This is a genomic window from Kitasatospora sp. NPDC101183 (assembly GCF_044767945.1).
GTDB lineage: Bacteria > Actinomycetota > Actinomycetes > Streptomycetales > Streptomycetaceae > Kitasatospora.
The window spans coordinates 49,378-75,141 of record NZ_JBIWOW010000028.1; the positions used below are offsets into that span (position 1 = coordinate 49,378).

The 25,764-nt window shown below is 71.3% G+C and carries 23 protein-coding genes and 1 tRNA gene; 23 read left to right on the top strand and 1 reads right to left on the bottom strand.

What is annotated here, in order from left to right; genetic code table 11:
* Window positions 1-22: 22 nt before the first annotated feature.
* Window positions 23-976, top strand: coding sequence for a trypsin-like serine peptidase (locus tag ACIRRS_RS31135; protein ID WP_402977798.1), 954 nt, complete (start codon window positions 23-25; stop codon window positions 974-976).
* A 122-nt stretch (window positions 977-1,098) separates the two neighbouring features.
* On the opposite strand, the gene ACIRRS_RS31140 is transcribed toward ACIRRS_RS31135, so the two are convergent.
* Window positions 1,099-1,170: transfer RNA gene (locus ACIRRS_RS31140), tRNA-Arg, on the bottom strand.
* 168 nt (window positions 1,171-1,338) lie between these two features.
* On the opposite strand from ACIRRS_RS31140, the gene ACIRRS_RS31145 reads away from it, so the two are divergent.
* The 22 genes from ACIRRS_RS31145 (at window position 1,339) to ACIRRS_RS31250 (ending at window position 25,764) form a co-directional block, all read left to right on the top strand.
* Window positions 1,339-1,758: a PleD family two-component system response regulator gene (locus ACIRRS_RS31145; RefSeq protein WP_402977944.1), complete on the top strand. Its 420-nt coding sequence runs from the start codon at window positions 1,339-1,341 to the stop codon at window positions 1,756-1,758.
* Window positions 1,759-1,843: 85 nt separating this feature from the next.
* On the top strand, window positions 1,844-3,505 hold the full coding sequence (gene argS / locus ACIRRS_RS31150) for an arginine--tRNA ligase (RefSeq protein ID WP_402977800.1): 1,662 nt from the start codon (window positions 1,844-1,846) through the stop codon (window positions 3,503-3,505).
* Between the two features lie 92 nt (window positions 3,506-3,597).
* On the top strand, window positions 3,598-4,989 hold the full coding sequence (lysA, locus tag ACIRRS_RS31155) for a diaminopimelate decarboxylase (protein ID WP_402977803.1): 1,392 nt from the start codon (window positions 3,598-3,600) through the stop codon (window positions 4,987-4,989).
* Window positions 4,990-5,129: 140 nt separating this feature from the next.
* Window positions 5,130-6,422, top strand: coding sequence for a homoserine dehydrogenase (locus ACIRRS_RS31160; protein WP_402977805.1), 1,293 nt, complete (start codon window positions 5,130-5,132; stop codon window positions 6,420-6,422).
* Window positions 6,423-6,431: 9 nt separating this feature from the next.
* Entirely contained in the window at window positions 6,432-7,529 is a 1,098-nt protein-coding gene (gene thrC / locus ACIRRS_RS31165; RefSeq protein WP_402977808.1) for a threonine synthase, read from the top strand.
* Window positions 7,530-7,893: 364 nt separating this feature from the next.
* On the top strand, window positions 7,894-8,832 hold the full coding sequence (gene thrB, locus ACIRRS_RS31170; RefSeq protein ID WP_402977811.1) for a homoserine kinase: 939 nt from the start codon (window positions 7,894-7,896) through the stop codon (window positions 8,830-8,832).
* Window positions 8,833-9,458: 626 nt separating this feature from the next.
* Window positions 9,459-11,594 (top strand): transcription termination factor Rho, encoded by a 2,136-nt coding sequence (gene rho, locus ACIRRS_RS31175; RefSeq protein WP_402977814.1) that lies wholly within the window; start codon window positions 9,459-9,461, stop codon window positions 11,592-11,594.
* Window positions 11,595-11,733: 139 nt separating this feature from the next.
* Window positions 11,734-12,834 carry an LCP family protein gene (locus ACIRRS_RS31180; RefSeq protein WP_402977817.1) on the top strand — a complete coding sequence of 367 codons (1,101 nt, stop codon included), beginning with the start codon at window positions 11,734-11,736 and terminating at the stop codon, window positions 12,832-12,834.
* Between the two features lie 138 nt (window positions 12,835-12,972).
* A complete protein-coding gene (gene rpmE, locus ACIRRS_RS31185) occupies window positions 12,973-13,194 on the top strand; it encodes a 50S ribosomal protein L31 (protein ID WP_316526281.1) in 222 nt (73 codons plus the stop codon).
* A 134-nt stretch (window positions 13,195-13,328) separates the two neighbouring features.
* Complete coding sequence (prfA, locus tag ACIRRS_RS31190; RefSeq protein WP_402977820.1) at window positions 13,329-14,408, top strand: peptide chain release factor 1; 1,080 nt, start codon at window positions 13,329-13,331, stop codon at window positions 14,406-14,408.
* Window positions 14,409-14,469: 61 nt separating this feature from the next.
* On the top strand, window positions 14,470-15,336 hold the full coding sequence (prmC, locus tag ACIRRS_RS31195; protein ID WP_402977822.1) for a peptide chain release factor N(5)-glutamine methyltransferase: 867 nt from the start codon (window positions 14,470-14,472) through the stop codon (window positions 15,334-15,336).
* A 43-nt stretch (window positions 15,337-15,379) separates the two neighbouring features.
* A complete protein-coding gene (locus ACIRRS_RS31200) occupies window positions 15,380-16,027 on the top strand; it encodes an L-threonylcarbamoyladenylate synthase (protein ID WP_402977825.1) in 648 nt (215 codons plus the stop codon).
* Between the two features lie 32 nt (window positions 16,028-16,059).
* On the top strand, window positions 16,060-16,701 hold the full coding sequence (locus tag ACIRRS_RS31205; RefSeq protein WP_402977947.1) for a protein-tyrosine-phosphatase: 642 nt from the start codon (window positions 16,060-16,062) through the stop codon (window positions 16,699-16,701).
* A 78-nt stretch (window positions 16,702-16,779) separates the two neighbouring features.
* Entirely contained in the window at window positions 16,780-18,060 is a 1,281-nt protein-coding gene (glyA, locus tag ACIRRS_RS31210) for a serine hydroxymethyltransferase (protein ID WP_402977828.1), read from the top strand.
* Window positions 18,061-18,234: 174 nt separating this feature from the next.
* The gene (locus tag ACIRRS_RS31215) at window positions 18,235-19,512 is read left to right on the top strand and encodes an MraY family glycosyltransferase (protein ID WP_402977831.1); all 1,278 of its coding nucleotides are present in this window, start codon (window positions 18,235-18,237) and stop codon (window positions 19,510-19,512) included.
* A 303-nt stretch (window positions 19,513-19,815) separates the two neighbouring features.
* The gene (locus tag ACIRRS_RS31220; protein WP_402977834.1) at window positions 19,816-20,259 is read left to right on the top strand and encodes a hypothetical protein; all 444 of its coding nucleotides are present in this window, start codon (window positions 19,816-19,818) and stop codon (window positions 20,257-20,259) included.
* A gap of 285 nt (window positions 20,260-20,544) precedes the next feature.
* Entirely contained in the window at window positions 20,545-21,357 is an 813-nt protein-coding gene (atpB, locus tag ACIRRS_RS31225; protein ID WP_402977837.1) for a F0F1 ATP synthase subunit A, read from the top strand.
* 92 nt (window positions 21,358-21,449) lie between these two features.
* Window positions 21,450-21,686 (top strand): ATP synthase F0 subunit C, encoded by a 237-nt coding sequence (gene atpE, locus ACIRRS_RS31230; RefSeq protein ID WP_350879602.1) that lies wholly within the window; start codon window positions 21,450-21,452, stop codon window positions 21,684-21,686.
* Between the two features lie 34 nt (window positions 21,687-21,720).
* Complete coding sequence (locus ACIRRS_RS31235; protein ID WP_402977840.1) at window positions 21,721-22,278, top strand: F0F1 ATP synthase subunit B; 558 nt, start codon at window positions 21,721-21,723, stop codon at window positions 22,276-22,278.
* Window positions 22,275-23,090: a F0F1 ATP synthase subunit delta gene (locus tag ACIRRS_RS31240; RefSeq protein ID WP_402977843.1), complete on the top strand. Its 816-nt coding sequence runs from the start codon at window positions 22,275-22,277 to the stop codon at window positions 23,088-23,090. The genes ACIRRS_RS31235 and ACIRRS_RS31240 overlap by 4 nt, the downstream gene beginning before the upstream one ends.
* A 152-nt stretch (window positions 23,091-23,242) precedes the next feature.
* Entirely contained in the window at window positions 23,243-24,817 is a 1,575-nt protein-coding gene (atpA, locus tag ACIRRS_RS31245; protein WP_402977846.1) for a F0F1 ATP synthase subunit alpha, read from the top strand.
* A gap of 32 nt (window positions 24,818-24,849) precedes the next feature.
* Window positions 24,850-25,764 (top strand): F0F1 ATP synthase subunit gamma, encoded by a 915-nt coding sequence (locus ACIRRS_RS31250; RefSeq protein WP_402977849.1) that lies wholly within the window; start codon window positions 24,850-24,852, stop codon window positions 25,762-25,764.

Consider the following 25,764-nt stretch of genomic DNA (forward strand, 5'->3'; position numbering starts at 1 on the left):
GTCAACGGCAGGGGAGTCAGGCATGGGTCAGCACCGCCGCCGGAAGCCGCACCGTCGTCTGCTCGCCCCGGCCCTGTTCACCGCCCTCTCGGCGGTCGTGGTGGCCGGGGTCGTCGCCGGAACCCACGGACTGAACCTCACGGACGCGACGGCCGCCGCGAAGGCCCGCAACACCCGGCCCGCCGCGCTGCCCACCCAGAGCGCCGCCCCCGCTGCGCCCGTCACGGTGGCGACCCCCAGCGCCACGGCCACGCCGACCACCGCCGCCGCTCCCGCTCCCGCCCCCGCCACCGCCGCGCCCGCGGCTCCGGCGCCGCGCAGCGTCAGCCTCGGCACCACCGCCCCCGCCCCCGGCGACGCCCCCGAATCCGCCACCGTGGGCGCCCTGTTCACCGGATCGGTCGCGGCCGGCAACCACTTCTGCACGGCCAGCGTGCTGCACAGCGCCACCGGGAACCTGCTGCTCACCGCCGCCCACTGCGTGAGCGGCACGGACGGCGTCACCTTCGCCCCCGGCTACCGCGACGGCGCCGCCCCGTACGGCACCTGGCAGGTCACCGCCGTCCACACCACCACCGGCTGGTCCCAGAAGGCCGACGTGGACGAGGACTTCGCGATCCTGGAGACGGCCCCCAACAACGGCCGCAAGGTCGAGGACGTCGTCGGCGGCAACAAGCTCGGCACCGACGAGCCTTTCGGTGCCACCGTCCGCCTCTACGGCTACCCGGCCGGCTCCGAGACGCCCAGCCTCTGCACCAACGCGACCGACCAGCAGGGCACTTACCAGCGCTCCGTCCAGTGTCCGGCCTACCCCGCCGGCACCAGCGGCGGCCCCTGGATCAACACCGCCACCGGAGACGTGATCGGCGCGATCGGCGGCTACCAGCAGGGCGGCGACACCGACGACACCTCGTACAGCGCCTACTTCGACCACACCATCGCGGCCCTCTACTCCGAGGTCGAGGGCGCCTCCTAGGCGGCCGGGGCCGGAAGCGCCGAAAAGGCCCGGGAACGTCAAAAAGAGCCCGGAAACGCCAAGAAGGCCCAGACCGTGGAGCAACTCCACCGACCTGAGCCTCGACCGCACTTCCTGCGAAGTGCCCCCGGTAGGATTCGAACCTACGCACCCGCCTCCGGAGGGCGGTGCTCTATCCCCTGAGCTACGGGGGCCTGTTGGCCTGCCGGAGGCTCGCGCTTCCGACGTGGAGAACACTACCAGGCCCGGGCCGTGGTCCGTGCACGGGTTTCCCGGCGCGGGGAGCGGGGGCGGGGCGGCGGAAGTGCCCAAAGGCCGGACGCGCCCGGGGGCCCGCCGATACCCTCGGTGAGGTGTCGGTCGTGTCCGGGCGGGTCCTCGTGGTGGACGACAGCGAGGTGATCCGCCAGCTGATCAGGGTCAACCTGGAGCTCGAAGGCTTCGAGGTCGTGACCGCAGCCGACGGCGCCGAGTGCCTGGAGGTCATCCGCCGGGTGAAGCCGGACGTGGTGACCCTCGACGTGGTGATGCCCCGGCTGGACGGCCTGCGGACGGCGGCCCGGCTCCGCGCGACCCCGGACACCAGTGCCGTGCCGATCGCGATCGTCAGCGCCTGCACCCCGGCGGACCTCGACCTGGGGGAGACGGTCGGCGTCGACGGCTACCTCGGCAAGCCCTTCGACCCGGCGGACCTCGTCGCCCTCGTCCGCAGGCTCATGCGGCTCACGGGGCAGCACGAACAGTTTCGCCCTGAGCGAACGGAGCGCACCGATCGCGGCTGACACCCCCGCTCCTGCGGCGTGGCGCCGGTCTCAGCGGGCAAACCGGGTGGCGGGCGGTCCCCCCGTCTCGCCTACGCTTGGCGTCGTGACCCCCGCAGACCTTTCCCAGGCAATCCAGGCCGCAGTGAGCTCCGCCGTCGAGGCGGGCGAACTGGCCGTCGCCGTGCCCGAGCACGTGACGGTCGAGCGGCCCAAGAACCGGGACCACGGCGACTACGCGACGAACGTGGCCCTCCAGCTCGCCAAGGCGGCCGGCAAGCCCCCGCGAGCCGTTGCCGAGGTGCTGGCCGACCGCCTGCGAGGGATCACCGGCGTCGCCAAGGTCGACATCGCCGGTCCGGGCTTCATGAACATCACCCTGGACACCGCCACCGCCGGCGCGCTCGCCCGCGCTGTCGTCGAGGCGGGCGAGGCCTACGGCCGCAACGAGGCCCTCAAGGGCCTGAAGATCAACCTGGAGTTCGTCTCCGCCAACCCGACCGGCCCGATCCACATCGGCGGCGTCCGCTGGGCGGCCGTCGGCGACTCCCTGGCCCGCGTCCTGCGCGCCTCCGGCGCCGACGTCACCACCGAGTACTACCTCAACGACGCCGGCGTGCAGATCTCCAAGTTCGCCGCCTCCCTCCAGGCCGCCGCGAACGGCCGCAAGGCGCCCGAGGACGGCTACGTCGGCGAGTACATCGTCGACATCGCCAAGGCGATCACCGACGCCGTCCCCGGCGTGCTCGACCTGCCCGAGGACGAGCAGCTCGAGGTTTTCCGCACCGAGGGCCTGGCGCTCATGGTCGCCGAGATCAAGCGCTCGATGGAGGAGTTCGGCACCCACTTCGACGTCTGGTTCTCCGAGAAGACGCTGCACGACTCGGGCGCCGTCGAGAAGTCCATCGACCGGCTGCGCGAGCAGGGCCACGTCTTCGAGCAGGACGGCGCGGTCTTCCTGCGCACCACCGACTTCGGCGACGACAAGGACCGCGTCCTCGTCAAGGCGGACGGCGACAAGACCTACTTCGCCGCCGACGCCGCGTACTACCTCTCCAAGCGGGACCGAGGCGCCGAGGTCGCGGTCTACATGCTGGGCGCCGACCACCACGGCTACGTCAACCGCCTCAAGGCGATCGTGGCCTGCGCGGGCGACGACATGGACCGCAACATCGAGGTCCGCATCGGCCAGTTCGTGAAGATGATCCGCGACGGCGAAGAGGTCCGCATGTCGAAGCGGGCCGGCAACATCATCACCATCGACGACGTGGTCGACTGGATCGGTGTGGACGCCGCCCGCTACACCCTCGCGCGCTCCTCCACGGACTCGACGATCACGCTGGACATCAACGTCCTCACGAGCCAGAGCAACGAGAACCCGGTCTACTACGTCCAGTACGCGCACACCCGCATGTGCGGCGTGGCCCGCAAGGCCGCCGAGCTGGGCGTGGACAAGGGATCGGCCGAGGATTTCAAACCCGAACTGCTCGCCACCGAGTGGGAGTCCGACATCCTGGGCGCCCTCGGCGAGTTCCCGCGCATCCTGGCGACGGCCGGCGAGCTCCGCGAGCCGCACCGGGTCGCGCGGTACCTGGAGGACCTCGCGGGCAAGTACCACCGCCTGTACGAGAACTGCATGTTCCTGCCCAAGGGCGACGAGGAACTGGGCGACACGCACCGGGCCCGGCTCTGGCTGGTCGAGGCCACGCGAACGGTGATGGCCAACGGTCTGACGCTCCTGGGCGTAACGGCGCCCGAGCGGATGTAAGCAGCACCCCCCAAGCGCGCAGCGGGGGCGGCTGACCGGTCAACGGGGACCGGCGGCCGCCCCTCGCCATGAGTCTCGAAGGAATCGAGAAGATGAGTCGCTCCGCACACCCCGCAGGCCCCCGCCACGGCGACGTCCTGCCCGAGGGCCACTACCAGGCCCCGCCGGCCGACCTCAACGCCCTGGACCCGAAGGTCTGGTCGCGCACGGTCGTCCGCGACGCCGAGGGCGTGGCCACCGTCGGCGGCATCGACGTGAAGCGCCTGGCGGCCGAGTTCGGCACGCCGGCCTACGTCATGGACGAGGAGGACTTCCGCTCCCGGGCCCGCGCCTGGCGCGACGCCTTCGGCGCCGACGCGGACGTCTACTACGCCGGCAAGGCCTTCCTCTCCAAGGCGGTCGTGCGCTGGCTGCACGAGGAGGGCCTGAACGTCGACGTGTGCAGCACCGGCGAGCTGGCGGTGGCCCTGGCCGCCGGGATGCCGCCGGAGCGCATCGCGCTGCACGGCAACAACAAGTCCGTGGACGAGCTGGAGCACGCCGTGAAGTCCGGCGTCGGCCACATCGTGCTCGACTCCTACCAGGAGATCGAGCGCCTGGCCGCGGTCGCCGCCCAGCAGGGCGTGCGCCAGCGGGCGCTGATCCGCGTCACCGTCGGCGTCGAGGCCCACACCCACGAGTTCATCGCCACGGCGCACGAGGACCAGAAGTTCGGCCTCTCGCTGACCGGCGGCGCCGCGGCCGAGGCCGTGCGCCGGACGCTCGGCCACGAGAGCCTCGAACTGCTCGGCATCCACTCCCACATCGGCTCGCAGATCTTCGACATGGCGGGCTTCGAGGTGGCCGCCCGCCGCGTCGTCGGCCTGCTGGCCGAGATCCGCGACGAGCACGGCGTCCAGCTGCCCGAGATCGACCTCGGCGGCGGCCTCGGCATCGCGTACACCAGCGAGGACGACCCGCGCGAGCCGGCCGAGATCGCGGCCGCGCTGGCCGAGATCGTGCGCCGCGAGTGCGCCGCCGCGAACCTGGACACCCCCCGGCTGAGCGTGGAGCCGGGCCGGGCGATCGTCGGCCCGACGGCGTTCACCCTGTACGAGGTCGGCACGGTCAAGCCGCTGGAGGGCCTGCGCACCTACGTCAGCGTGGACGGCGGCATGTCCGACAACATCCGCACGGCGCTGTACGACGCGGAGTACTCCGTGGCCCTGGTGTCGCGCACCAGCGCCGCGGAGCCGATGCTGGTCCGGGTGGTCGGCAAGCACTGCGAGTCCGGCGACATCGTCGTCAAGGACGCCTTCCTGCCGGCCGACCTGGCCCCCGGCGACCTCGTCGCCGTGCCCGCCACCGGCGCCTACTGCCGTTCGATGGCGAGCAACTACAACCACGCCCTGAAGCCCCCCGTCCTGGCCGTCAAGGACGGTGCGGCCCGGGTGATCGTCAGGCGCGAGACGGAGGAGGATCTCCTGCGTCTCGATATCGGATGACGAAATTCTCGTCTCAGATCATGGAACGACCGTAGATCCGTGCGGAAAGTCCCCGAGACTGGTACGGACCGCAGGTCACGGCGGCTGCTGAAAACCGCCGGAAATATTGCCGAGGCACGATGAATGCAGAGCGGAGTCGGATGATGCGTACGCGCCCGCTGAAGGTGGCGTTGCTGGGTTGTGGTGTGGTGGGCTCCGAGGTGGCGCGCATCATGACGACGACGGCCGACGACCTCGCCGCTCGCATCGGGGCCCCGGTGGAACTGGCCGGAATCGCGGTACGCCGGGCCGGGCGGGCCCGGCCCGGCGTACCCGAGCACCTGATCACCACGGACGCCGAGGCCCTGATCAACCGCGGTGACATCGACGTGGTCGTCGAGGTCGTCGGCGGCATCGAGCCGTCCAAATCGCTGATCCTGTCCGCCTTCAAGCAGGGCGCCTCGGTGGTCAGCGCCAACAAGGCGCTGCTCGCCCAGGACGGCACCGAGCTGCACGCGGCCGCCGCCGAGGCGGGCGTCGACCTGTACTACGAGGCCGCGGTGGCCGGGGCGATCCCGCTGCTGCGCCCGCTGCGCGAGTCCCTCGCGGGGGACAAGGTCAACCGGGTGCTGGGGATCGTCAACGGCACCACCAACTTCATCCTCGACAAGATGGACACCAGCGGCGCCGGCTACTCGGAGGCGCTGGAGGAGGCCACCGCGCTCGGCTACGCCGAGGCCGACCCGACGGCCGACGTCGAGGGCTTCGACGCCGCCGCCAAGGCCGCGATCCTGGCCGGCATCGGCTTCCACACCAAGGTGACCGCCGCGGACGTCTACCGCGAGGGCATCACCGAGGTGACCGCCGCCGACATCGCCTCCGCCAAGGAGATGGGCTGCGTCGTCAAGCTGCTCGCGATCTGCGAGCGGGCGGCCGACGGCGGGTCCGTCACCGCGCGCGTCCACCCCGCGATGATCCCGCTCTCGCACCCGCTGGCCTCCGTCCGCGAGGCGTACAACGCGGTGTTCGTCGAGGCCGAGGCCGCCGGCCGGCTGATGTTCTACGGCCCCGGCGCGGGCGGCTCGCCGACCGCCTCTGCGGTGCTCGGCGACCTCGTCGCCGTCTGCCGCAACAAGCTGGCCGGCGCCACCGGCCCCGGTGACTCGGTGTACACCCGGTTGCCCGCCAAGCCGATGGGCGAGGTCGTCACCCGCTACCACGTCAGCCTGGACGTGGACGACCGGGCGGGCGTGCTCGCCCAGGTCGCGTCCGTCTTCGCCGAGCACGGCGTCTCCATCGACACCGTGCGCCAGCAGGGCCGCGACGGCGACGCCTCGCTCGTCGTCGTCACCCACCGCGCCACCGACGCCGCGCTGTCGGCGACGGTCGACAAGCTCCGCGCGCTGGACAGCGTGCGGGACGTGGCCAGCATCATGCGGGTCGAAGGGGAATAAGGAACAGCCATGAACGCCGTTGCCGAGAACGTCGTCCGAGGCGCGCACACCCACCAGTGGCGCGGCCTGATCGAGGAGTACCGGGACCGCCTGCCGGTCTCCGCGACCACCCCGGTGGTCACCCTGCTGGAGGGCGGCACGCCGCTCGTTCCCGCCCAGGTGCTGTCCGAGCGCACGGGCTGCGAGGTCTACCTCAAGGTCGAGGGCGCCAACCCGACCGGCTCCTTCAAGGACCGCGGGATGACGATGGCCATCTCCAAGGCCAAGGAGGAGGGCGCGCAGGCCGTCATCTGCGCCTCCACCGGCAACACCTCGGCCTCCGCCGCCGCGTACGCGGTGCGCGCCGGGATGGTCTGCGCGGTGCTCGTCCCGCAGGGCAAGATCGCCCTCGGCAAGATGGGCCAGGCGCTGGTGCACGGCGCGAAGATCCTGCAGGTGGACGGGAACTTCGACGACTGCCTGACGCTCGCCCGCGAGCTGTCCGAGAAGTACCCGGTGGCGCTGGTCAACTCGGTGAACCCGGTGCGCATCGAGGGCCAGAAGACGGCGGCCTTCGAGATCGTCGACATGCTCGGCGACGCCCCCGACATCCACGTCCTCCCGGTCGGCAACGCGGGCAACATCACCGCGTACTGGAAGGGTTACCGCGAATACGCCACCGACGGCCTCGCCGCGCGCACCCCGCGCATGTGGGGCTTCCAGGCCTCCGGCTCCGCCCCGATCGTGGACGGCGCCCCGGTCCTGAAGCCGCAGACCATCGCCACCGCGATCCGGATCGGCAACCCGGCCTCCTGGGACTTCGCGCTCGCCGCGCGGGACGAGTCGGGCGGCCTCATCGACAAGGTGACGGACCGTCAGATCCTGTCCGCCTACCGCCTGTTGGCCTCCCAGGAGGGCGTCTTCGTCGAGCCCGCCTCGGCCGCCTCGGTGGCCGGTCTGCTCGCCAAGGCGGAGGCCGGTCTCGTCGACCCGGGCCAGCGGATCGTGTGCACCGTGACCGGCAACGGCCTCAAGGACCCGGACTGGGCGGTGGCCGGCGCGCCGCAGCCGCAGGTCGTCCCGGTCGACCCGGAGGCCGCCGCGCAGCGCCTGGGCCTGCTGGACTGACCGTCGCGGGCCCGCCGCAAGGGCCCTGACGCACCGACGGGCCGACCCTTTCGGGGGTCGGTCCGTCGACGTTCGCCGATGACACTTTGGTGTCAATCACGGCGCCGGTTCCGGAGCGCGTCCGGGACGCATTCCGGCCAGAAGCGGCAACACACCAGATCGAAGGCCCACGGGGTGTACCACTGGGGAACCTCTCTTCGATAGTCTGGCTCCGGCCGTTTGGCACCTGCCCCGGGCTCGGCCTGGTAGGGGCCGTGCCGACGACCGAGACCGCCCGCCCCCGACGGGGCCCGCGGCACCTTCCCCACCCTCGCACCGACGACGCGCTCCGCGCCGCCACGATTTCCCCAGGAGAGTCCACCGCATGGCCGGTCCCGCGTTCCGTGCCGCCGCCGTCCGGGTCAGGGTTCCCGCGACCAGCGCCAACCTCGGTCCGGGCTTCGACGCCTTCGGGCTCGCACTGGGTCTGTACGACGACGTGGTCGTCAGGGTCGCCGACTCCGGCCTCGCCGTCGACATCGCCGGCGAGGGCGCGGGGACGCTGCCGCGCGACGAGCGCCACCTGCTGGTCCGCTCGATGCGCGCCGCCTTCGACCGCCTCGGCGGACAGCCGCGCGGCCTCGAAGTCGTCTGCGCCAACCGGATACCGCACGGCCGCGGCCTGGGCTCCTCCTCGGCCGCCATCTGCGCCGGGATCGTCGCCGCCCGGGCCGTGACCATCGGCGGCCCGTCCGCGCTGGACGACGACGCGCTGCTGGCCCTCGCCTCCGAGCTGGAGGGCCACCCCGACAACGTCGCGGCCTGCCTGCGCGGCAACTTCACCATCGCGTGGACGGAGGAGGAGACGGCGAAGGCGGTCGCGCTGGAGCCCTCCGACCGGGTCGTCCCGGTGGTGTTCGTGCCGGCCGCAGAGGTGCTCACCGAGACCGCCCGCGGCCTGCTCCCCAAGACCGTCCCGCTGGCCGACGCCGCCGTCAACGCGGGCCGCTCCGCGCTGCTGGTCGAGGCCCTGACCAGGCGCCCCGAGCTGCTCCTCGCCGCCACCGAGGACCGGCTGCACCAGGACTACCGCGCCTCCGCGATGCCGGACAGCGCCGGGCTCGTCGGCGCGCTGCGCGCCGAGGGCGTCCCGGCCGTCATCTCCGGCGCCGGCCCGACGGTGCTCGCGCTGACGGACGAGGAGAACGCCGAGAAGGTGCTCTCCTTCGCCGGCCACCACGGCCACGGAGGCGATCCGGCGTTCGCCGCACACCGGTTGGACGTCGACCGCACCGGAGCCACCGTGCTCCCGCTGGACGCCTGAAACCGCAGCTAGGGGGTGTCTTGCGGGACCCGGCAAAGTCCCGCAAGACACCCCCGGGAGCCCGGCTTCCAGCCGGGCTCTCCGGACACGATTGGCAGGCTCGAGGCCGGGGAATGTCTGAGGGGGTCGGTAGTGTTAACCTCATTGCTGCACCAGGTGCCCTCCGGGGCTCGGTGCGCCGCGTCCCGATCCCAGCACTCCACGCCCGTGGAGCCGCGGCGATGTACGGGGCGACGATTCTCCGGGAGCCCACCGCAGCGCGTACGCAGCCTGCCTGCGCGACACGCGGCCGCATCCCGAAGCCGTGACGGCACCTGACTCCCACCCGCGGCCTCCACCACCCGGAGGCCAGGACGGGCGGAGCGCGGGCCACCGTCACGCGACGGGGGCCCGGGATTCACAGGCAGCGTGGGGGCAATGCCCTCAGGGGAGGTCGACACCGACCGGCCCACGCGCCACTCAGCACCACCGTGCTTCAAGCACCGCACCTCCCAGCTCTCCCTCGACGGGCTCCCGCCATTCGAGGGGATCACCGCCTCGGACCGACGCAGTCGAGCGTTGGTCAGGACAGCACAACCGGTCGCCGAGCCAGACAGGCCGACGTCCGCTCCAGGGAAGGACCCTTAGTGAGCGACTCCACCGATCTGATGGGCGCGCGCCCGGACGCCGAGGCGTCGGACGCATCCGCCGCCCCCGCCGCCCCGGCCCGGCGCCGCCGCAGTGCCGCCGCCGGCCTGGACGGCATGGTCCTGGCCGAGCTGCAGAAGCTCGCCGCGGACCTGGGCATCACCGGTACCGGGCGCATGCGCAAGAGCCAGCTGATCGAGACCATCAAGGAGAAGAGCGGCGGCGACCCGCTGCTCGCCGCCGGCGGTGCCCCCGCCGCCGCGCCGGCCGCCAAGCGCACCGCCGCCAAGGCGGAGACCGAGACCGTCGTCGAGAAGCCGGCCCGCCGCACCAAGGCCGCCGCCGCTGCCGCCGCCGTCGAGGCCCCGGCCGCCGCCGACGCGCAGGCCCAGATCGACATCCCGGTCCAGGCCGCCGCCGAGACCGCCGCGCCCGCCCGTACCGAGCGCCCCCGCCGCCGTGCCACCTCGGCCGCCGGCACCCCCGCCGCCGAGGCGGCTGCCGCTGCTGCGGCCGAGGCCGCCGTCGTGGTCGCCGAGCCCAAGCAGTCCGAGGCCCGCGGCACCGAGACCCGTGGCTTCGAGGGCCGCGAGGACAGCCGGGAGACCCGCCGCGACCGTCGTGAGCGCCGTGACCGCGGCGACCGCACCGACCGCGTCGAGCGCACCGAGCGCACCGAGCGTCAGGACGCCGGCGAGGCCCAGGACGGCGACGGCCGCGAGTCGCGCCGCGACCGCCGCAACCGCCGCGACCGTGCCGACCGCCCCGAGCGCCAGACCCAGCAGGGCGGCCAGCAGCAGGGCCAGGGCGACGGCCAGCAGAGCCGCCAGGGCGGCCAGCAGACCCAGCAGCCGCAGGCCCAGCAGGGCGGCGCCTTCGACGACGACGAGTTCGGCGACGGCCGTCGCGGTCGTCGCGGCCGCTACCGCGACCGCCGCGGCCGCCGTGGGCGCGACGGCTTCGAGGCGACCGGCGTCGCCGAGCCGCAGGTCGGCGAGGACGACGTCCTGATCCCCGTCGCGGGCATCCTGGACATCCTCGACAACTACGCGTTCGTGCGCACCTCCGGCTACCTGCCGGGCCAGAACGACGTCTACGTCTCGCTCGCCCAGGTCCGCAAGAACGGGCTGCGCAAGGGCGACGCCATCACCGGCGCCGTGCGCCAGCCCCGTGAGGGCGAGCGCCGCGAGAAGTTCAACGCCATGGTGCGCCTGGACTCCGTCAACGGCATGGACCCGGAGAGCGGCCGCGGCCGCCCCGAGTTCAACAAGCTCACCCCGCTGTACCCGCAGGAGCGGCTGCGCCTGGAGACCGACCCGGGCGTGCTGACCACCCGGATCATCGACCTGGTGTCGCCGATCGGCAAGGGCCAGCGCGGTCTGATCGTCGCGCCGCCGAAGACCGGCAAGACGATGGTGCTGCAGGCGGTCGCCAACGCGATCACCCACAACAACCCCGAGTGCCACCTGATGGTCGTCCTGGTCGACGAGCGTCCGGAAGAGGTCACCGACATGCAGCGGTCGGTCAAGGGCGAGGTCATCTCCTCGACCTTCGACCGCCCGGCCGAGGACCACACCACCGTCGCCGAGCTGGCCATCGAGCGCGCCAAGCGCCTGGTGGAGCTGGGCCACGACGTGGTCATCCTGCTGGACTCGATCACCCGCCTGGGCCGCGCCTACAACCTGGCGGCGCCGGCCTCCGGCCGCATCCTGTCCGGTGGTGTCGACTCGACCGCGCTCTACCCGCCGAAGAAGTTCTTCGGCGCCGCGCGCAACATCGAGAACGGCGGCTCGCTGACCATCCTCGCCACCGCGCTGGTCGAGACCGGCTCGCGCATGGACGAGGTGATCTTCGAGGAGTTCAAGGGCACCGGCAACATGGAGCTCAAGCTCGACCGGAAGCTCTCGGACAAGCGCATCTTCCCGGCCGTCGACGTGGACGCCTCCAGCACCCGCAAGGAGGAGATCCTGCTCGGCAGCGAGGAGCTGGCCATCGTCTGGAAGCTGCGCCGGGTGCTGCACGCGCTCGACTCGCAGCAGGCGATCGAGCTGCTGCTGGACAAGATGAAGCAGACCAAGAGCAACGCCGAGTTCCTGATGCAGATCGCCAAGACCACCCCCGGCTCCGGCGACTGACCGTAGCCGTACGGCTCTGTGACACCGAACCCCGGACCGCGCGAGCGGTCCGGGGTTCCGTGCGTCCGGTCGGGCACTGTTCCAGGATCGGGACGACTTGGGGCCATTTCGGCTACTTGTCCGATTTACTCTGGACCGTATGGCCGAGCACAAGAGGGTCCCGAGTCGCCGCCGCAAGGTCCTGCGGGTGGCCGCCTGCGCGTTCGTCGCGCTCGTCGTCATGGGCGCCGGGGCGGCCGTGTACGCGTACGTGCGGCTCAACGGGAACATCAAGAGCGTCGACATCAACCAGCAGCTGGGCGAGGCCCGCCCGCCGGCCGCCACCGACGGCTCCTTCAACATCCTCGTCCTGGGCTCCGACTCCCGGGTCGGGGACAACGGCTCCCTCGCCGGCGGGGACACCGGCGACACCGCGCGCTCGGACACCGCGATGGTGGTGCACGTCAGCCAGGACCACTCGCACGCGCAGGTCGTCTCGATCCCGCGCGACACCCTGGTCGACCGGCCCGCCTGCACCGACTCCTCCGGCAGGGCGACCCCGGCGGTCAAGCGCGCGATGTACAACAGCGCCTTCGAGACCGGCGGCGCGGTCTGCGCCGTCAAGACCACCGAGCAGCTCACCGGGCTGCGGATGGACCACTACGTGCAGGTCGACTTCGCCGGCTTCGCCCGGGTCGTCGACGCGATAGGCGGGGCCACCGTGACCACCACGGTGGCCATCCACGACAAGGACAGCGGGCTCGACCTGCCGGCCGGCGAGCACCACCTGGACGGGCAGCAGGCGCTGGCCTTCGTCCGCACCCGGCACGGCGTCGGCGACGGCAGCGACCTCGGCCGGATCGAGCTGCAGAAGCAGATGGTGAAGTCCCTGCTCAAGCAGGCCGGCGGCGCGGGGCTGTTCACCAACCCGCTCAAGGCCTGGTCGCTCGGCGACACCGTGACGAAGAGCATCACCACCGACTCCGCGCTCGGCTCCGTGAACTCCCTGGTGGGCCTGGTGCAGGAGCTCAAGGGGATCGGGCCCGACCAGTTGAGCATGGTGACCCTGCCGGTCGTCCCGGCCCCCAGCGACCCCAACCGGGTCGTCCAGCAGCAGCCGCAGGCCGGGCAGGTGTGGGCGGCGCTCAAGGCCGACCAGCCGATCCCGCAGGCCGTCGTCTCCGCGCAGCCCGAGAACCCCGCGCAGGCCGCCCCCAGCCCCGCCGCGACCCCGTCGAAGAAGGCCGTACCGGCCCGCTGAGGGGCGCCCGGAATATCCCCGGACGGGACCCGGTTTGGGAAGATGCGGCCGGTCCTGGCAGACTGGTCCGTCGGTCCCGGTTCACGTGCGGCGCTCCAGCCGCCGACCCGGTGCCCTCCCGAAAACTAGGAGAACCCCTTGAAGCCCAACGTTCACCCCGAGTACGTGGTCACGAAGGTGACCTGCACCTGCGGCGCCGAGTTCACCACCCGCTCGACCGAGACCAGTGGCGAGATCCGCGCCGAGGTCTGCTCGCAGTGCCACCCCTTCTACACCGGCAAGCAGAAGATCCTCGACACGGGTGGCCGCGTTGCCCGCTTCGAGAAGCGCTTCGGCAAGCAGCACAGCGCGAAGGCCTAGCGCTCCCTCGGCGCCGGTTCCCGGTGCCCCCGTACTCGCAGTCGGGGGCACCTGGGGCCGGCGCCGTTCGCGTCCCCCCGTACGCGACCCCTGCGTCCCCCCACCGATCCGATCCCCGGGAAGAAGGCCACCCCATGTTCGAGGCAGTCGAAGAGCTCCTCGTCGAGCACGCCGACCTCGAGACGAGGCTGGCAGACCCGTCCGTCCACGCGGACCAGGCCAACGCCCGCAAGCTGGCCAAGCGCTACGCCGAGCTGACGCCGATCACCCGGGTGTACCGGGAGTGGCGCCAGGCCGGGGAGGACATCGAGGCCGCGCGCGAACTCGCCGCCGAAGACCCGGAGTTCATCTCCGAGGTGAAGGACTCCGAGGCCCGCCGCGAGGAACTCACCGAGGAGCTGCGGCTGTTGCTCGTGCCGCGCGACCCGAGTGACGACAAGGACGTCATCCTGGAGATCAAGGCGGGCGAGGGCGGCGAGGAGTCCGCGCTGTTCGCCGGCGACCTGCTGCGGATGTACCTGCGCTTCGCCGAGCGGATCGGCTGGAAGACCGAGATCATCGACTCCAACGAGTCCGACCTCGGCGGCTACAAGGACGTCTCGGTGGCCGTGAAGACCAAGGGCAACGCCACCGAGCCCGGCCAGGGCGTCTGGGCCCGGCTGAAGTACGAGGGCGGCGTGCACCGCGTGCAGCGCGTCCCCGCCACCGAGTCCCAGGGCCGCATCCACACCTCCGCGGCGGGCGTGCTGGTCACCCCCGAGGCGGAGGAGGTCGAGGTCGAGATCGTCGCCAACGACCTGCGCATCGACGTCTACCGCTCCTCCGGCCCCGGCGGCCAGTCGGTCAACACCACCGACTCCGCGGTCCGGATCACCCACCTGCCGACCGGTATCGTGGCGTCCTGCCAGAACGAGAAGAGCCAGCTGCAGAACAAGGAGCAGGCGATGCGCATCCTGCGTTCGCGGCTGCTGGCCGCCGCGCAGGAGGAGGCCGAGCGCGAGGCCTCGGACGCGCGTCGCAGCCAGGTCCGTACGGTGGACCGCTCCGAGCGCATCCGGACGTACAACTACCCGGAGAACCGCATCTCGGACCACCGCACGGGGTTCAAGTCGTACAACCTGGACCAGGTCCTGGACGGCGACCTGAACGCGGTGATCCAGTCCTGCGTCGACGCGGACGCGGCGGCCAAGCTCGCCGCGGCCCAACAGAACTGAGACCGGCGCGCCCCGGCCGGCCGAGCGTGGAGCCGGGGCGCAGAAACAAGAGGTCGTACGGATGAACCTGCTGCTCGCCGAGGTGGCCCAGGCCACCCAGCGGTTGGCCGCGGCCGGCGTGCCGTCGCCGCGCTTCGACGCGGAGGAGCTCGCCGCCTACGTCCACCACGTCAAGCGCAGCCAACTGCACACCGTGCAGGACGGCGACTTCGACGCCCGCTACTGGGAGGCCGTCTCGCGGCGCGAGGCGCGCGAACCGCTGCAGCACATCACCGGCCGGGCGTTCTTCCGCTACCTCGAACTGGAGGTCGGCCCCGGGGTGTTCGTGCCCCGGCCGGAGACCGAGACCGTCGTCGAGTGGGCCATAGAGGCCGTCCGCGAGATGGACGTGGCCGAGCCGCTGGTCGTCGACCTCTGCTCCGGCTCCGGCGCGATCGCCCTCGCCCTCGCGCAGGAACTGCCGCGCTCCACCGTGCACGCCTTCGAACTCGACGAGGGCGCGCTGGAGTACACGCGCCGCAACATCGAGGCCAGCCCCGACCGCGCCCGCGTCACCCTGCACGCCGGCGACGCCACCCAGGCCTTCCAGGACGACCGCTCCTGGGACGGCCGCTTCGACCTGGTGATCTCCAACCCGCCGTACATCCCGCTCACCGAGTGGGAGTACGTCGCGCCGGAGGCCCGCGACCACGACCCGCAGATGTCCCTGTTCTCCGGCGAGGACGGCCTGGACACCATCCGCGGCATCGAGCGCGTGGCCGCCCGGCTGCTGCGCCCGGGCGGCGCGGTGGTGATCGAGCACGCCGACCAGCAGGGCGGGCAGGTTCCGTGGATCTTCAACGAGGAACGCGGCTGGACGGACACCGCCGACCACCGCGACCTGAACAACCGGCCGCGCTTCACCACCGCCCGCAAGGCCGGGTCGTGAGCGTCGGCTTCGTCATGAGCCACTTCGGAAGGGAACCGCACCGATGAGCCGCCGCTACGACTGTGCCGACGCCGGGGACCGCGCCACCGGTCTGCGTGAGGCCGCCTCGGCCATCCGCCGCGGCGAACTCGTCGTGCTGCCCACCGACACCCTGTACGGGGTCGGCGCCGACGCCTTCTCCCCGGAGGCCGTCGCCGAGCTGCTGGCCGCCAAGGGCCGCAGCCGCAACATGCCCTCGCCCGTGCTCGTCGGCTCGCCGACCACCCTGCACGGCCTGGTCACCGACTTCTCCGAGCAGGCCTGGGAGCTCGTCGACGCCTTCTGGCCCGGCGGCCTGACCCTCGTCGCCAAGCACCAGCCCTCGCTGCGCTGGGACCTCGGCGAGACCCGCGGCACCGTCGCCGTCCGGATGCCGCTGCACCCGGTCGCCATCGAGCTGCTCAACAACACCGGCCCGCTCGCCGTCTCCAGCGCCAACAAGACCGGCGGCCCGTCCCCGGTCACCTGCGACGACGCCCAGCACCAGCTGGGCGACGCCATCTCGGTCTACCTGGACGGCGGCTCGGCGGACTACGCCACCGCCTCGTCCATCGTCGACGTCACCGGCAAGGTGCCGGTCCTCCTGCGGGCCGGCGCGATCAGCATCGAGCAGCTGAGGGAGGTCGTCCCCGACCTGGAGGCCGGCAGTTGACGGCCGTCGCCTCGCTCCATGCCGGGCCCGGCATAGCGCCGTACCTGGCCGTGGGCCCCAGGCCGCTGGACCACTTCCGCATCCTGTTCGTCTGCACCGGCAACATCTGCCGCTCGCCCATCGCCGAGCGGCTCACCCGGCGTGAGCTGGACACCCGGCTGAGCCCCCGGGTGGCCGGCCGCATCCTGGTGGAGAGCGCCGGCACCTGGGGCCACGAGGGCGCTCCGATGGAGGAGCACGCGGCGACCGTGCTCGACGAGTACGGCGCCGACAGCGGGGGCTTCACCGGCCGGGAGCTGCTGGACGAGCACGTGGTCGAGGCCGACCTCGTGCTCACCGCGACCCTGGACCACCGCGCCCAGGTCATCTCGATGGGCCACGAGGCGGGCCTGCGCACCTTCACCCTGAAGGAGTTCACCCGCCTGGTGCGCACGATCGACCCGGGCACCCTCCCGGACCCCCGCCGGGGCACCGACGTCACCGAACGGGCCCGCGCCCTGGTCCGCGCCGCGGCTGCGCTGCGCGGCTGGCTGCTGGCGGCCACCCCGGAGTCGGACGAGCTGGACGACCCGTACGGGGCGCCGATCGGCATGTTCCGCAACTGCGGCGAGGAGATATTCCACGCGGTCGACCCGGTGGTCACCGCTCTGACGGGCGTACCCGCACTGCGGTAGGCCGCACTCGGCGGGCCGGTCCAGGGGTGCGGTCCTAGGCTGGAGGCACCGTCCCCGCACGTGCCCGGGAGCCCCGCCATGACCGTCACCGATGCCGCGACCGGCCCGACCACGACGACGGGGCGCCCCTGGGCGTCCGAGGCGCTGCGCCGGGCGGACCCTCAGATCGCCGACCTGCTGGCGGCGGAGGCCGAGCGGCGGGCGGAGACGGTCCAGCTGCTGGCGGGGGAGAACCTGACCAGCCCGGCCGTCCTGGCGGCGCTGACCGGGCCGCTCATCGACAAGTACGCCGAGGGCTACCCCGGCCGCCGGCACCACACCGGCTGCGCGCTCGCCGACGCCGCCGAGCTGCTGGCGATCGACCGGGCGCGCGAGCTGTTCGCCGCCCCGCACGCCAACGTCCAACCCCGGTCGGCGACTTCGGCCATGCTGGCGGCCTACGCGGCGCTGCTGCGGCCCGGCGACGGGGTGCTGGCGATGTCGCTGGAGCACGGCGGCCACCTCAGCTGCGGCTCGCGGGCGAACTTCTCCGGCCGCTGGTTCGCCTTCACCGGGTACGGCGTGCGCGAGGGGGACGGCCTGATCGACCTCGACCAGGTGCGCGAACTGGCCCGGCGGGAGCGGCCGAAGGCCATCGTGGCCGGCTCGATCTCCCACCCCCGGCACCCGGACTGGGCCGCCTTCCGCGAGATCGCCGACGAGGTGGACGCCTATCTGATCGCCTCCGTCGCGCAGACCACCGGCCTGGTGGCGGCGGGCCTCGCGCCCTCCCCGGTGCCGTACGCGGACGTCACCGTGGCGGCCACCCACAAGCTGCTGCGCGGCCCGCGCGGCGGCCTGCTGCTGTGCACGGCGGAGCTGGCCGAGCGGGTCGACCGTGCGGTGTTCCCGTTCAGCCAGGGCGGCGCGGCGATGAACGAGGTGGCCGGCAAGGCGGTGGCCCTCGCGGAGGCGGCGACGCCCGCCTACCGGGCGTACGCGGCGCGGGCGGTGTCCGGGGCGCGCGCCCTGGCCGAGGGGCTCGCAGAGGCCGGTCTGCGCCCCCTGACGGGCGGAACGGACACCCACCTGGTCACGGCGGACGTCAGTCCGCTGGGCGTGACCGGCGCGGAGGCCGAGCGGCGCTGCGCGGCGGCCGGACTGCTGCTGGGCAAGTGCGCGCTGCCGTACGACCCGGCGCCGCCCGCCGAGGCCTCCGGCATCCGGCTGGGCACGGGTACGGTGACCAGCCAGGGAATGGGGGAGGGCGAGCTGCGGAGGATCGCCGACCTGGTCGCCGAGGCGCTCGCGGGGCCCGTCACCGAGGGCCTGCGGGAGCGGGTGCGGGGGCTGGCGGAGGAGTTCGCCGAGGGGCGCTGACCGGGAACCGGAGAGCAGGTATTCGTATCTCCTACCCGGGAGGGCGAACCGCGATGCGCGCACCGGGCGTCCGACTCAATAAGGTGTGTGCCGTGGCGACGCACCTCGAACCCCGGGAAGGCAGGGGAGTACCTTCGGTACCTCCCCGTTCGACAGTGATGCAGGAGGCCGGTGGTGCGTGAGTATCTGCTGGTGCTGTTCTGCACCGCCGCCGTCACGTACCTGCTGACGGGCCCCGTCCGGAAGTTCGCCATCGCGGCCGGCGCCATGCCGCCCGTGCGCGCCCGTGACGTGCACCGCGAGCCCACCCCGCGCCTGGGCGGCATCGCCATGTTCGGCGGGCTCTGCGCGGGCATCCTCGTCGCCTCGCAGCTGGACAACCTGAGCAAGGTGTTCTCCGGCGGCACCGACATCCGGGCCCTGCTGTCCGGCGCCGGGATCATGTTCCTGCTGGGCGTGCTCGACGACAAGTGGGGCGTGGACGCCCTGGTCAAGCTCGGCGGTCAGATGATCGCCGCCGGTGTGATGGTCTGGCAGGGCGTCACGGTCATCACCATCCCGGTGCCCGGCTTCGGCGCGGTCGCCGTCAGCCCCACCCAGGGCATGGTCATCTCCGTCGTCCTGGTCGTCGTCATGGTCAACGCGGTGAACTTCATCGACGGCCTCGACGGCCTGGCCGGCGGCATGGTCTGCATCGCGGCGATGGCCTTCTTCCTGTACAGCTACCGGCTCTGGTACGGCTACACGATCAGCGACGCGGCCCCCGCCGTGCTGTTCAGCGTGCTGCTGATCGGCATGTGCCTCGGCTTCCTGGCGCACAACATGCACCCCGCGCGGATCTTCATGGGCGACTCCGGCTCGATGATGCTGGGCCTGATGCTCGCCGTCGCCGCGATCTCCATCACCGGTCGTGTCGACCCCGACCTGATCACCAGCGAGACCGGCTCGCAGACCGCGACCGTGCACGCCCTGGTGCCGATCTACGTGCCGCTGCTGTTGCCGCTCACCGTCATCGCGCTGCCGCTGGCGGACCTGCTGCTCGCCGTCGTCCGCCGCACCTGGGCCGGCCAGTCGCCGTTCGCCGCGGACAAGCGCCACCTGCACCACCGGCTGCTCCAGGTCGGGCACTCGCACAGCCGGGCCGTGCTGATCATGTACTTCTGGGCCGCGCTGATCGCCTTCGGCACCGTCGCCTTCTCGGTGACCAACACCGGCCGCACCGTGGTGCTGACCCTCGCCGGCCTCTGCCTCGTCGGCCTGGTGGTGCTCCTCACCCCGCGCTTCCGGCCGAGGGCCCCGAAGGCCGTGCAGTCCTTCGTCCCGCCGCGGTACCGCCGTCAGCGGTCCGGCCCGATGGCTGAACTGTCGGCAAAGGACAAGCAACTTCTCGGCGAAGCGACCCGGGGCTCCTCGCCGTCCTCCTCGCACGACCAGGCGAGTGGACGCCGCTGACCAGGGGGTTGACGCTCCGTCAAACGGGCTCACCCGAACGGGGGAACCGTTGCTCCGTCGGTGTGACAGGTGCCACACATTCATGGTAAAGCTCTCATCAAATAGTTTGTGATACCGTTCACGAGTACCGAGAACACGCCGAAAGACCTGACAGGTGGAGGACTTCCGTCCCTGGTCGGTCTCCTTCGACGGGCCCGCCGCTCCAGCGGGCGGCCCGGCGGCTGAGTTCTCGGAAGGTGTCTCACCCACCGCCCGTCTGTGCCCCGTCCCCCGCCACATCGACATGCCGCCGGAGCTGCCGACATGCCGTCCACCGACGCCCGGATCCTCCGAGGCGCCGCGATCCCCACTGCGGTCGCCGGGATCGTCGCCATGGCGATCTCCTTCGCCGTCGCCGGTGGGAAGGGTCTGCTCGGCGCCCTCTTCGGCTCGCTGCTCGTGATGGCCTTCTTCAGCTTCGGCCAGGTCGCGCTCGACCGGCTGACCAGGTCGAACCCGCAGATCATGATGGCCGCGGCCCTGCTCGTGTACACCACGCAGATCCTGCTGGTCGGCATCGTGCTCGCCGTCTTCAAGAACACCGAACTGTTCAACCGGCAGGCCTTCGCCTTCACCCTGCTGGGCTGCGCGCTGATCTGGACGGGCTTCCAGGTGCGCGGCGCCCTCAAGGCCAAGACCTTCTACGTCGACCCCCACGCCTCGGAAAGCAAGGGCGACGGCCCCTCCGACAAGGGTCGTCAACAGTGACGAGGCCCGACTGTCCCCCCAACGAGGGGGGCGGTGTTTATGCCGCACTGACGGGCTGCTATCGTCCGTCGCAACAACGGAGTACGGGAAGCGGCCAGGTCTGTCCTGAGCTTGGACGGATCGCCCCCCGGACCCGCGCAGTCTTCGATGATCCCGCCGTGGTGCAGCGCACCGCCGGGCGGGGTCGGCGAGAAACCCATCAAGTTCCAGTGCCGCACCGTGGCCGCAGGCCACGCCGACACACCGAGGTTGCCGTATCCATGCGTCACGACGAAGGAGTCCGTGGTGAGTTCTGACCTCACGTCCCTCGCCTCAGGCAGTTGCCACTTCGGGGACGCTGGCTGCGGCTTCCCGGCCCCGGGTCTGAACGAGTTCCAGTTCAAGCCGATCTTCACGATCGGCAGCATCGAGTTCAACAAGCCGATGCTTCTGTCGATCATCGTGGCCCTGCTGGTCGTGGTGTTCTTCTGGGCCGCCTTCGCCAAGCCGCGCCTGGTCCCCGGCAAGCTGCAGCTCGTCGGCGAGATCGGCTACGACTTCGTCAAGCGCTCCATCGTGCTGGAGACGATTGGCAAGAAGGGCGAGAAGTACGTCCCGATGCTCGTCTCGATGTTCTTCTTCATCTGGCTGATGAACATCATGTCGATCATCCCCTTCGCCCAGTTCCCCGTGATGGCGACGATCGGATTCCCGGCTGGCCTCGCGGCGGTCGTGTGGATCACCTACATGACGCTGACCTTCAAGAAGCACGGCTTCGTCGGCGGTCTGAAGAACCTCTGCTGGCCGTCGGGCATCCCCGGCTGGGTCATGTTCATCCTGGTGCCGATCGAGTTCTTCTCGAACATCTTCGTGCGCCCCTTCACGCTCGCGGTCCGAGCCTTCGCGAACATGTTCGCCGGCCACCTGCTGATCGTGATGTTCTCCATCGCCTCCTGGTACCTGCTCAGCCCGACCCTGGGTGCGCTCTACGGCTCGGCCTCGTTCATCGTCGCCGTCGGCCTGACCGCCTTCGAGCTGCTGGTCCAGTTCCTGCAGGCCTACATCTTCGTGATGCTGGCCAGCAGCTACATCGCCGGTGCCCTCGAAGAGTCGCACTGAGCCCCGAGGCCCTGGGCCTCGCACGAACCACCTCCCGGATCGCCCGGTGGCCAATCACCACCGGTTCACCACCCCTGCAAAGGACAACGTCAATGAGCATCCTCGCTGAGGGCAACGTCTACGGTTCCGTCGCCTCCATCGGCTACGGCCTCGCCGCGATCGGCCCCGGCATCGGCGTCGGTCTGATCTTCGGCAACGGTGTCCAGGCGATGGCCCGTCAGCCCGAGGCTGCCGGTCTCATCCGCTCCAACATGTTCATCGGCTTCGCGCTGACCGAGGCGCTCGCCCTCATCGGCATCGTCATGCCGTTCGTCTTCGGCAACAAGTAATCCTGCCGCAGACCCTTTCGAGGAAGGTCCAGACATGAGCATCGCGGCTCAGCTCGCGGCCGAGGAGACGATGAACCCTCTCCTCCCCAACTGGCCCGAGATCGTTATCGGCCTGCTCTGCTTCTTCATCGTCTTCGGTCTTCTCGGCAAGAAGCTCCTCCCCAGCATCGAGAAGGTGCTGTCGGAGCGCCGGGACGCCATCGAGGGCGGCATGGAGCGCGCCGAGGCCGCTCAGGCCGAGGCCCAGGCCCTGCTTGAGCAGTACCGCGCCGAGCTCGCCGAGGCGCGCCACGAGGCTGCCCGCATCGTCGAGCAGGCTCGCGAGCAGGGTGCCGCCCAGCTCACCGAGATGCGCGAGGAGGGCCAGCGTCAGCGCGAGGCCATCGTCGCCGCCGGTCACGCGCAGATCGAGGCCGACAAGAAGCAGGCGACCACCGCCCTGCGTCAGGACGTGGGTTCGCTGGCCACCCAGCTGGCTTCCCGCATCGTGGGTGAGTCCCTCGAGGAGCACACCCGCCAGAGCGGCGTCGTCGACCGTTTCCTGGACGAGCTGGAGGCCAAGGCCACCGTTGCTCAGGGTGCGGCCAAGTGATCGGCGCCAGCCGTGAGGCGCTCCTCGCCGGCCGGAAGAACCTGGAGAGCCTGACCGACTCCACCTCGGTGGACTCGGCCAAGCTCGCCGAGGAGCTCACCGCCGTGACGGCCGTGCTGGACCGCGAGGTGTCGCTGCGCCGAGTCCTGACCGACCCCTCGCGGTCGGGCCAGGACAAGGCCCAGCTGGTCACCTCGCTGCTCACCGGCCAGGTCTCGGGCGAGACGGTGGACCTGGTCTCCGGCCTGGTCCGCTCGCGCTGGTCGGGCTCGCGCAACCTCGTGGACGCGACCGAGGAACTCGCCGCGTACGCGGAGATCATCGCCGCGGACAAGGCCGGCGCCCTGGACGACGTCGAGGACGAGCTCTTCCGTTTCGGCCGGGTGGTGAGCGGCTCGCACGAGCTGCGCGCCGCGCTGACCGAGCCGAAGGCCGGCGCCGCCGCCAAGGCCGCGCTGATCACCAAGCTCCTCGGCGGCCGCGCCAACGCCGGCACCGTCCGGCTGGTCACCGCCCTCGTCAACGCGCCGCGTGGCCGTAGCCTGGAGCAGGGCCTGGAGTCCTACTCGAAGCTCGCCGCCGCTCGCCGCGACCGCATGGTGGCCCTGGTCACCACCGCGGTGCCGCTGTCGGACACCCAGAAGGAGCGCCTGTCCGGCGCTCTGGGCCGGATGTACGGCCGCCAGGTCCACCTGAACATCGACGTCGACCCCGAGGTCGTCGGCGGGGTCCGGGTGCAGATCGGCGACGAGATCATCGACGGCACCGTGTCGAGCCGCCTCGAAGGCGCCCGGCAGTCGCTCGAAGGCTGAGCACCGAAGCACATCCGACCCTCGGTCGGGAACCGGCTCCTCAAGGGGCCGGGAAATCGTACGGCCGGTTCGGTAGACCCGGCCGAGAGTCGAATACTTGCGGCCCTCAATGGCGGGCCGAGGATCGCAAACTAGGAGAGCAGGGAAGCCTGATGGCGGAGCTTACGATCCGTCCGGAGGAGATCCGGGACGCGCTGGCCGACTTTGTCCAGTCGTACCAGCCGGACGCCGCTTCTGTGGAAGAGGTCGGCAAGGTCACTGACGCGGCGGACGGCATCGCCCATGTCGAGGGTCTGCCCTCGGTCATGGCGAACGAGCTGCTGAAGTTCGAGGACGGCACGCTCGGCCTCGCGCTGAACCTCGACACCCGCGAGATCGGTGTCGTCGTCCTCGGTGAGTTCGGCGGCATCGAGGAGGGCCAGACCGTGCGCCGCACGGGCGAGGTCCTCTCGGTCCCCGTCGGCGACGGCTTCCTCGGCCGCGTCGTGGACCCGCTGGGCAACCCGATCGACGGTCTGGGCGAGATCGCCGCCGAGACCCGTCGTGCCCTTGAGCTGCAGGCCCCCGGCGTCATGGCCCGCAAGTCGGTCAAGCAGCCGCTGCAGACCGGCATCAAGGCCATCGACGCGATGACCCCGATCGGCCGTGGCCAGCGCCAGCTGATCATCGGCGACCGCCAGACCGGCAAGACCGCGGTGGCCGTCGACACGATCATCAACCAGCGCGACAACTGGCGCTCGGGCGACCCGGAGAAGCAGGTCCGCTGCATCTACGTCGCCGTGGGCCAGAAGGGCTCCACCATCGCGTCCGTCCGCGGCGCCCTGGAGGAGGCCGGCGCGCTGGAGTACACCACGATCGTGGCTGCTCCCGCCTCCGACCCGGCCGGCTTCAAGTACCTCGCCCCGTACACCGGTTCGGCCATCGGCCAGCAGTGGATGTACGCCGGCAAGCACGTCCTGATCATCTTCGACGACCTGTCGAAGCAGGCCGAGGCCTACCGCTCCGTCTCCCTGCTGCTGCGCCGCCCGCCGGGCCGCGAGGCCTACCCGGGCGACGTCTTCTACCTGCACTCGCGCCTGCTGGAGCGCTGCGCGAAGCTGAACGACGCCCTGGGCGGCGGCTCGATGACCGGTCTGCCGATCATTGAGACCAAGGCCAACGACGTGTCGGCGTACATCCCGACCAACGTCATCTCCATCACCGACGGCCAGTGCTTCCTGGAGTCCGACCTGTTCAACGCCGGCATCCGCCCGGCCGTGAACGTCGGCATCTCGGTCTCCCGCGTCGGTGGCTCCGCCCAGATCAAGGCCATGCGCTCCGTCGCCGGCCGCCTGCGTCTGGACCTCGCCCAGTACCGTGAGCTGGAGGCCTTCGCCGCCTTCGGTTCCGACCTGGACGCGGCCTCCAAGGCCCAGCTGGAGCGCGGTGCGCGCATGGTCGAGCTGCTCAAGCAGGGCCAGTACCAGCCGTTCCCGGTCGAGGAGCAGGTCGTCTCGATCTGGGCCGGCACCAACGGCAAGCTGGACGACGTCCCGGTCGCCGAGATCCGTCGCTTCGAGCGCGAGTTCCTGGACCACGTGCGCCTGCAGCACAAGGACCTGCTCGCCGGCATCGTCGAGACCGGTCTGCTCGCGGACGGCACCGTCGACGCTCTGACCAGCGCGATCGAGAGCTTCAAGGCCGGCTACCAGACCGCCGACGGCAAGCTGCTGTCCGAGCAGGCCTGAATCCGGTAGCGAGGGAAAGGACGTAACGACCCATGGGAGCACAGCTTCGGGTCTACAAGCGCCGGATCCGCTCTGTCACCGCGACGAAGAAGATCACCAAGGCGATGGAGATGATCTCCGCGTCGCGCATCGTCAAGGCGCAGCGCGCGGTGGCCGCCTCCACTCCGTACGCCGATGAGCTCACCCGGGCGGTGACGGCGGTGGCCACCCGGTCCAACGCCAAGCACCCGCTGACGACCGAGAACCCGAGCGCCACGCGCGCCGCCGTCCTCGTGATCACGGCGGACCGCGGCCTGGCGGGCGGCTACTCGACCAACGCCATCAAGGCGTCGCTGGCGCTCTCCGAGCGTCTGCGCGCCGAGGGCAAGGACGTGTCGACGTACATCATCGGCCGCAAGGGCGTCTCGTACTACGCGTTCCGCAACCTGGCGGTGGCGGGCTCGTGGACGGGCTTCTCGGACAAGCCGACCTACGGTGACGCGAAGACGGTCTCGGCCGAGCTGATCGAGGCCTTCACCGCGGAGACCGGCGGTGTGGACGAACTGCACCTGATCTCGACCGAGTTCGTGTCGATGCTGACGCAGAACGCGGTCGCGGCACGGCTGCTGCCGCTCAAGCTGGACGAGGTCCAGCTGAGCGACTCGCGGCCGGCCAAGGCGGAGATCTTCCCGCTGTACGACTTCGAGCCGTCGGCCGAGGGCGTCCTCGACGCGCTGCTGCCGCGGTACGTCGAAAGCCGGATCTACAACGCGATGCTGCAGTCGGCCGCTTCCGAGCACGCCGCCCGCCGCCGCGCGATGAAGAGCGCGACGGACAACGCCGGCGAGCTCATCAAGTCGCTCACGCGGCTTGCCAACTCGGCCCGTCAGGCCGAGATCACCCAGGAAATCAGCGAGATCGTCGGCGGTGCCAACGCCCTCGCCGACGCTAGCCGCGGGAGCGAATGA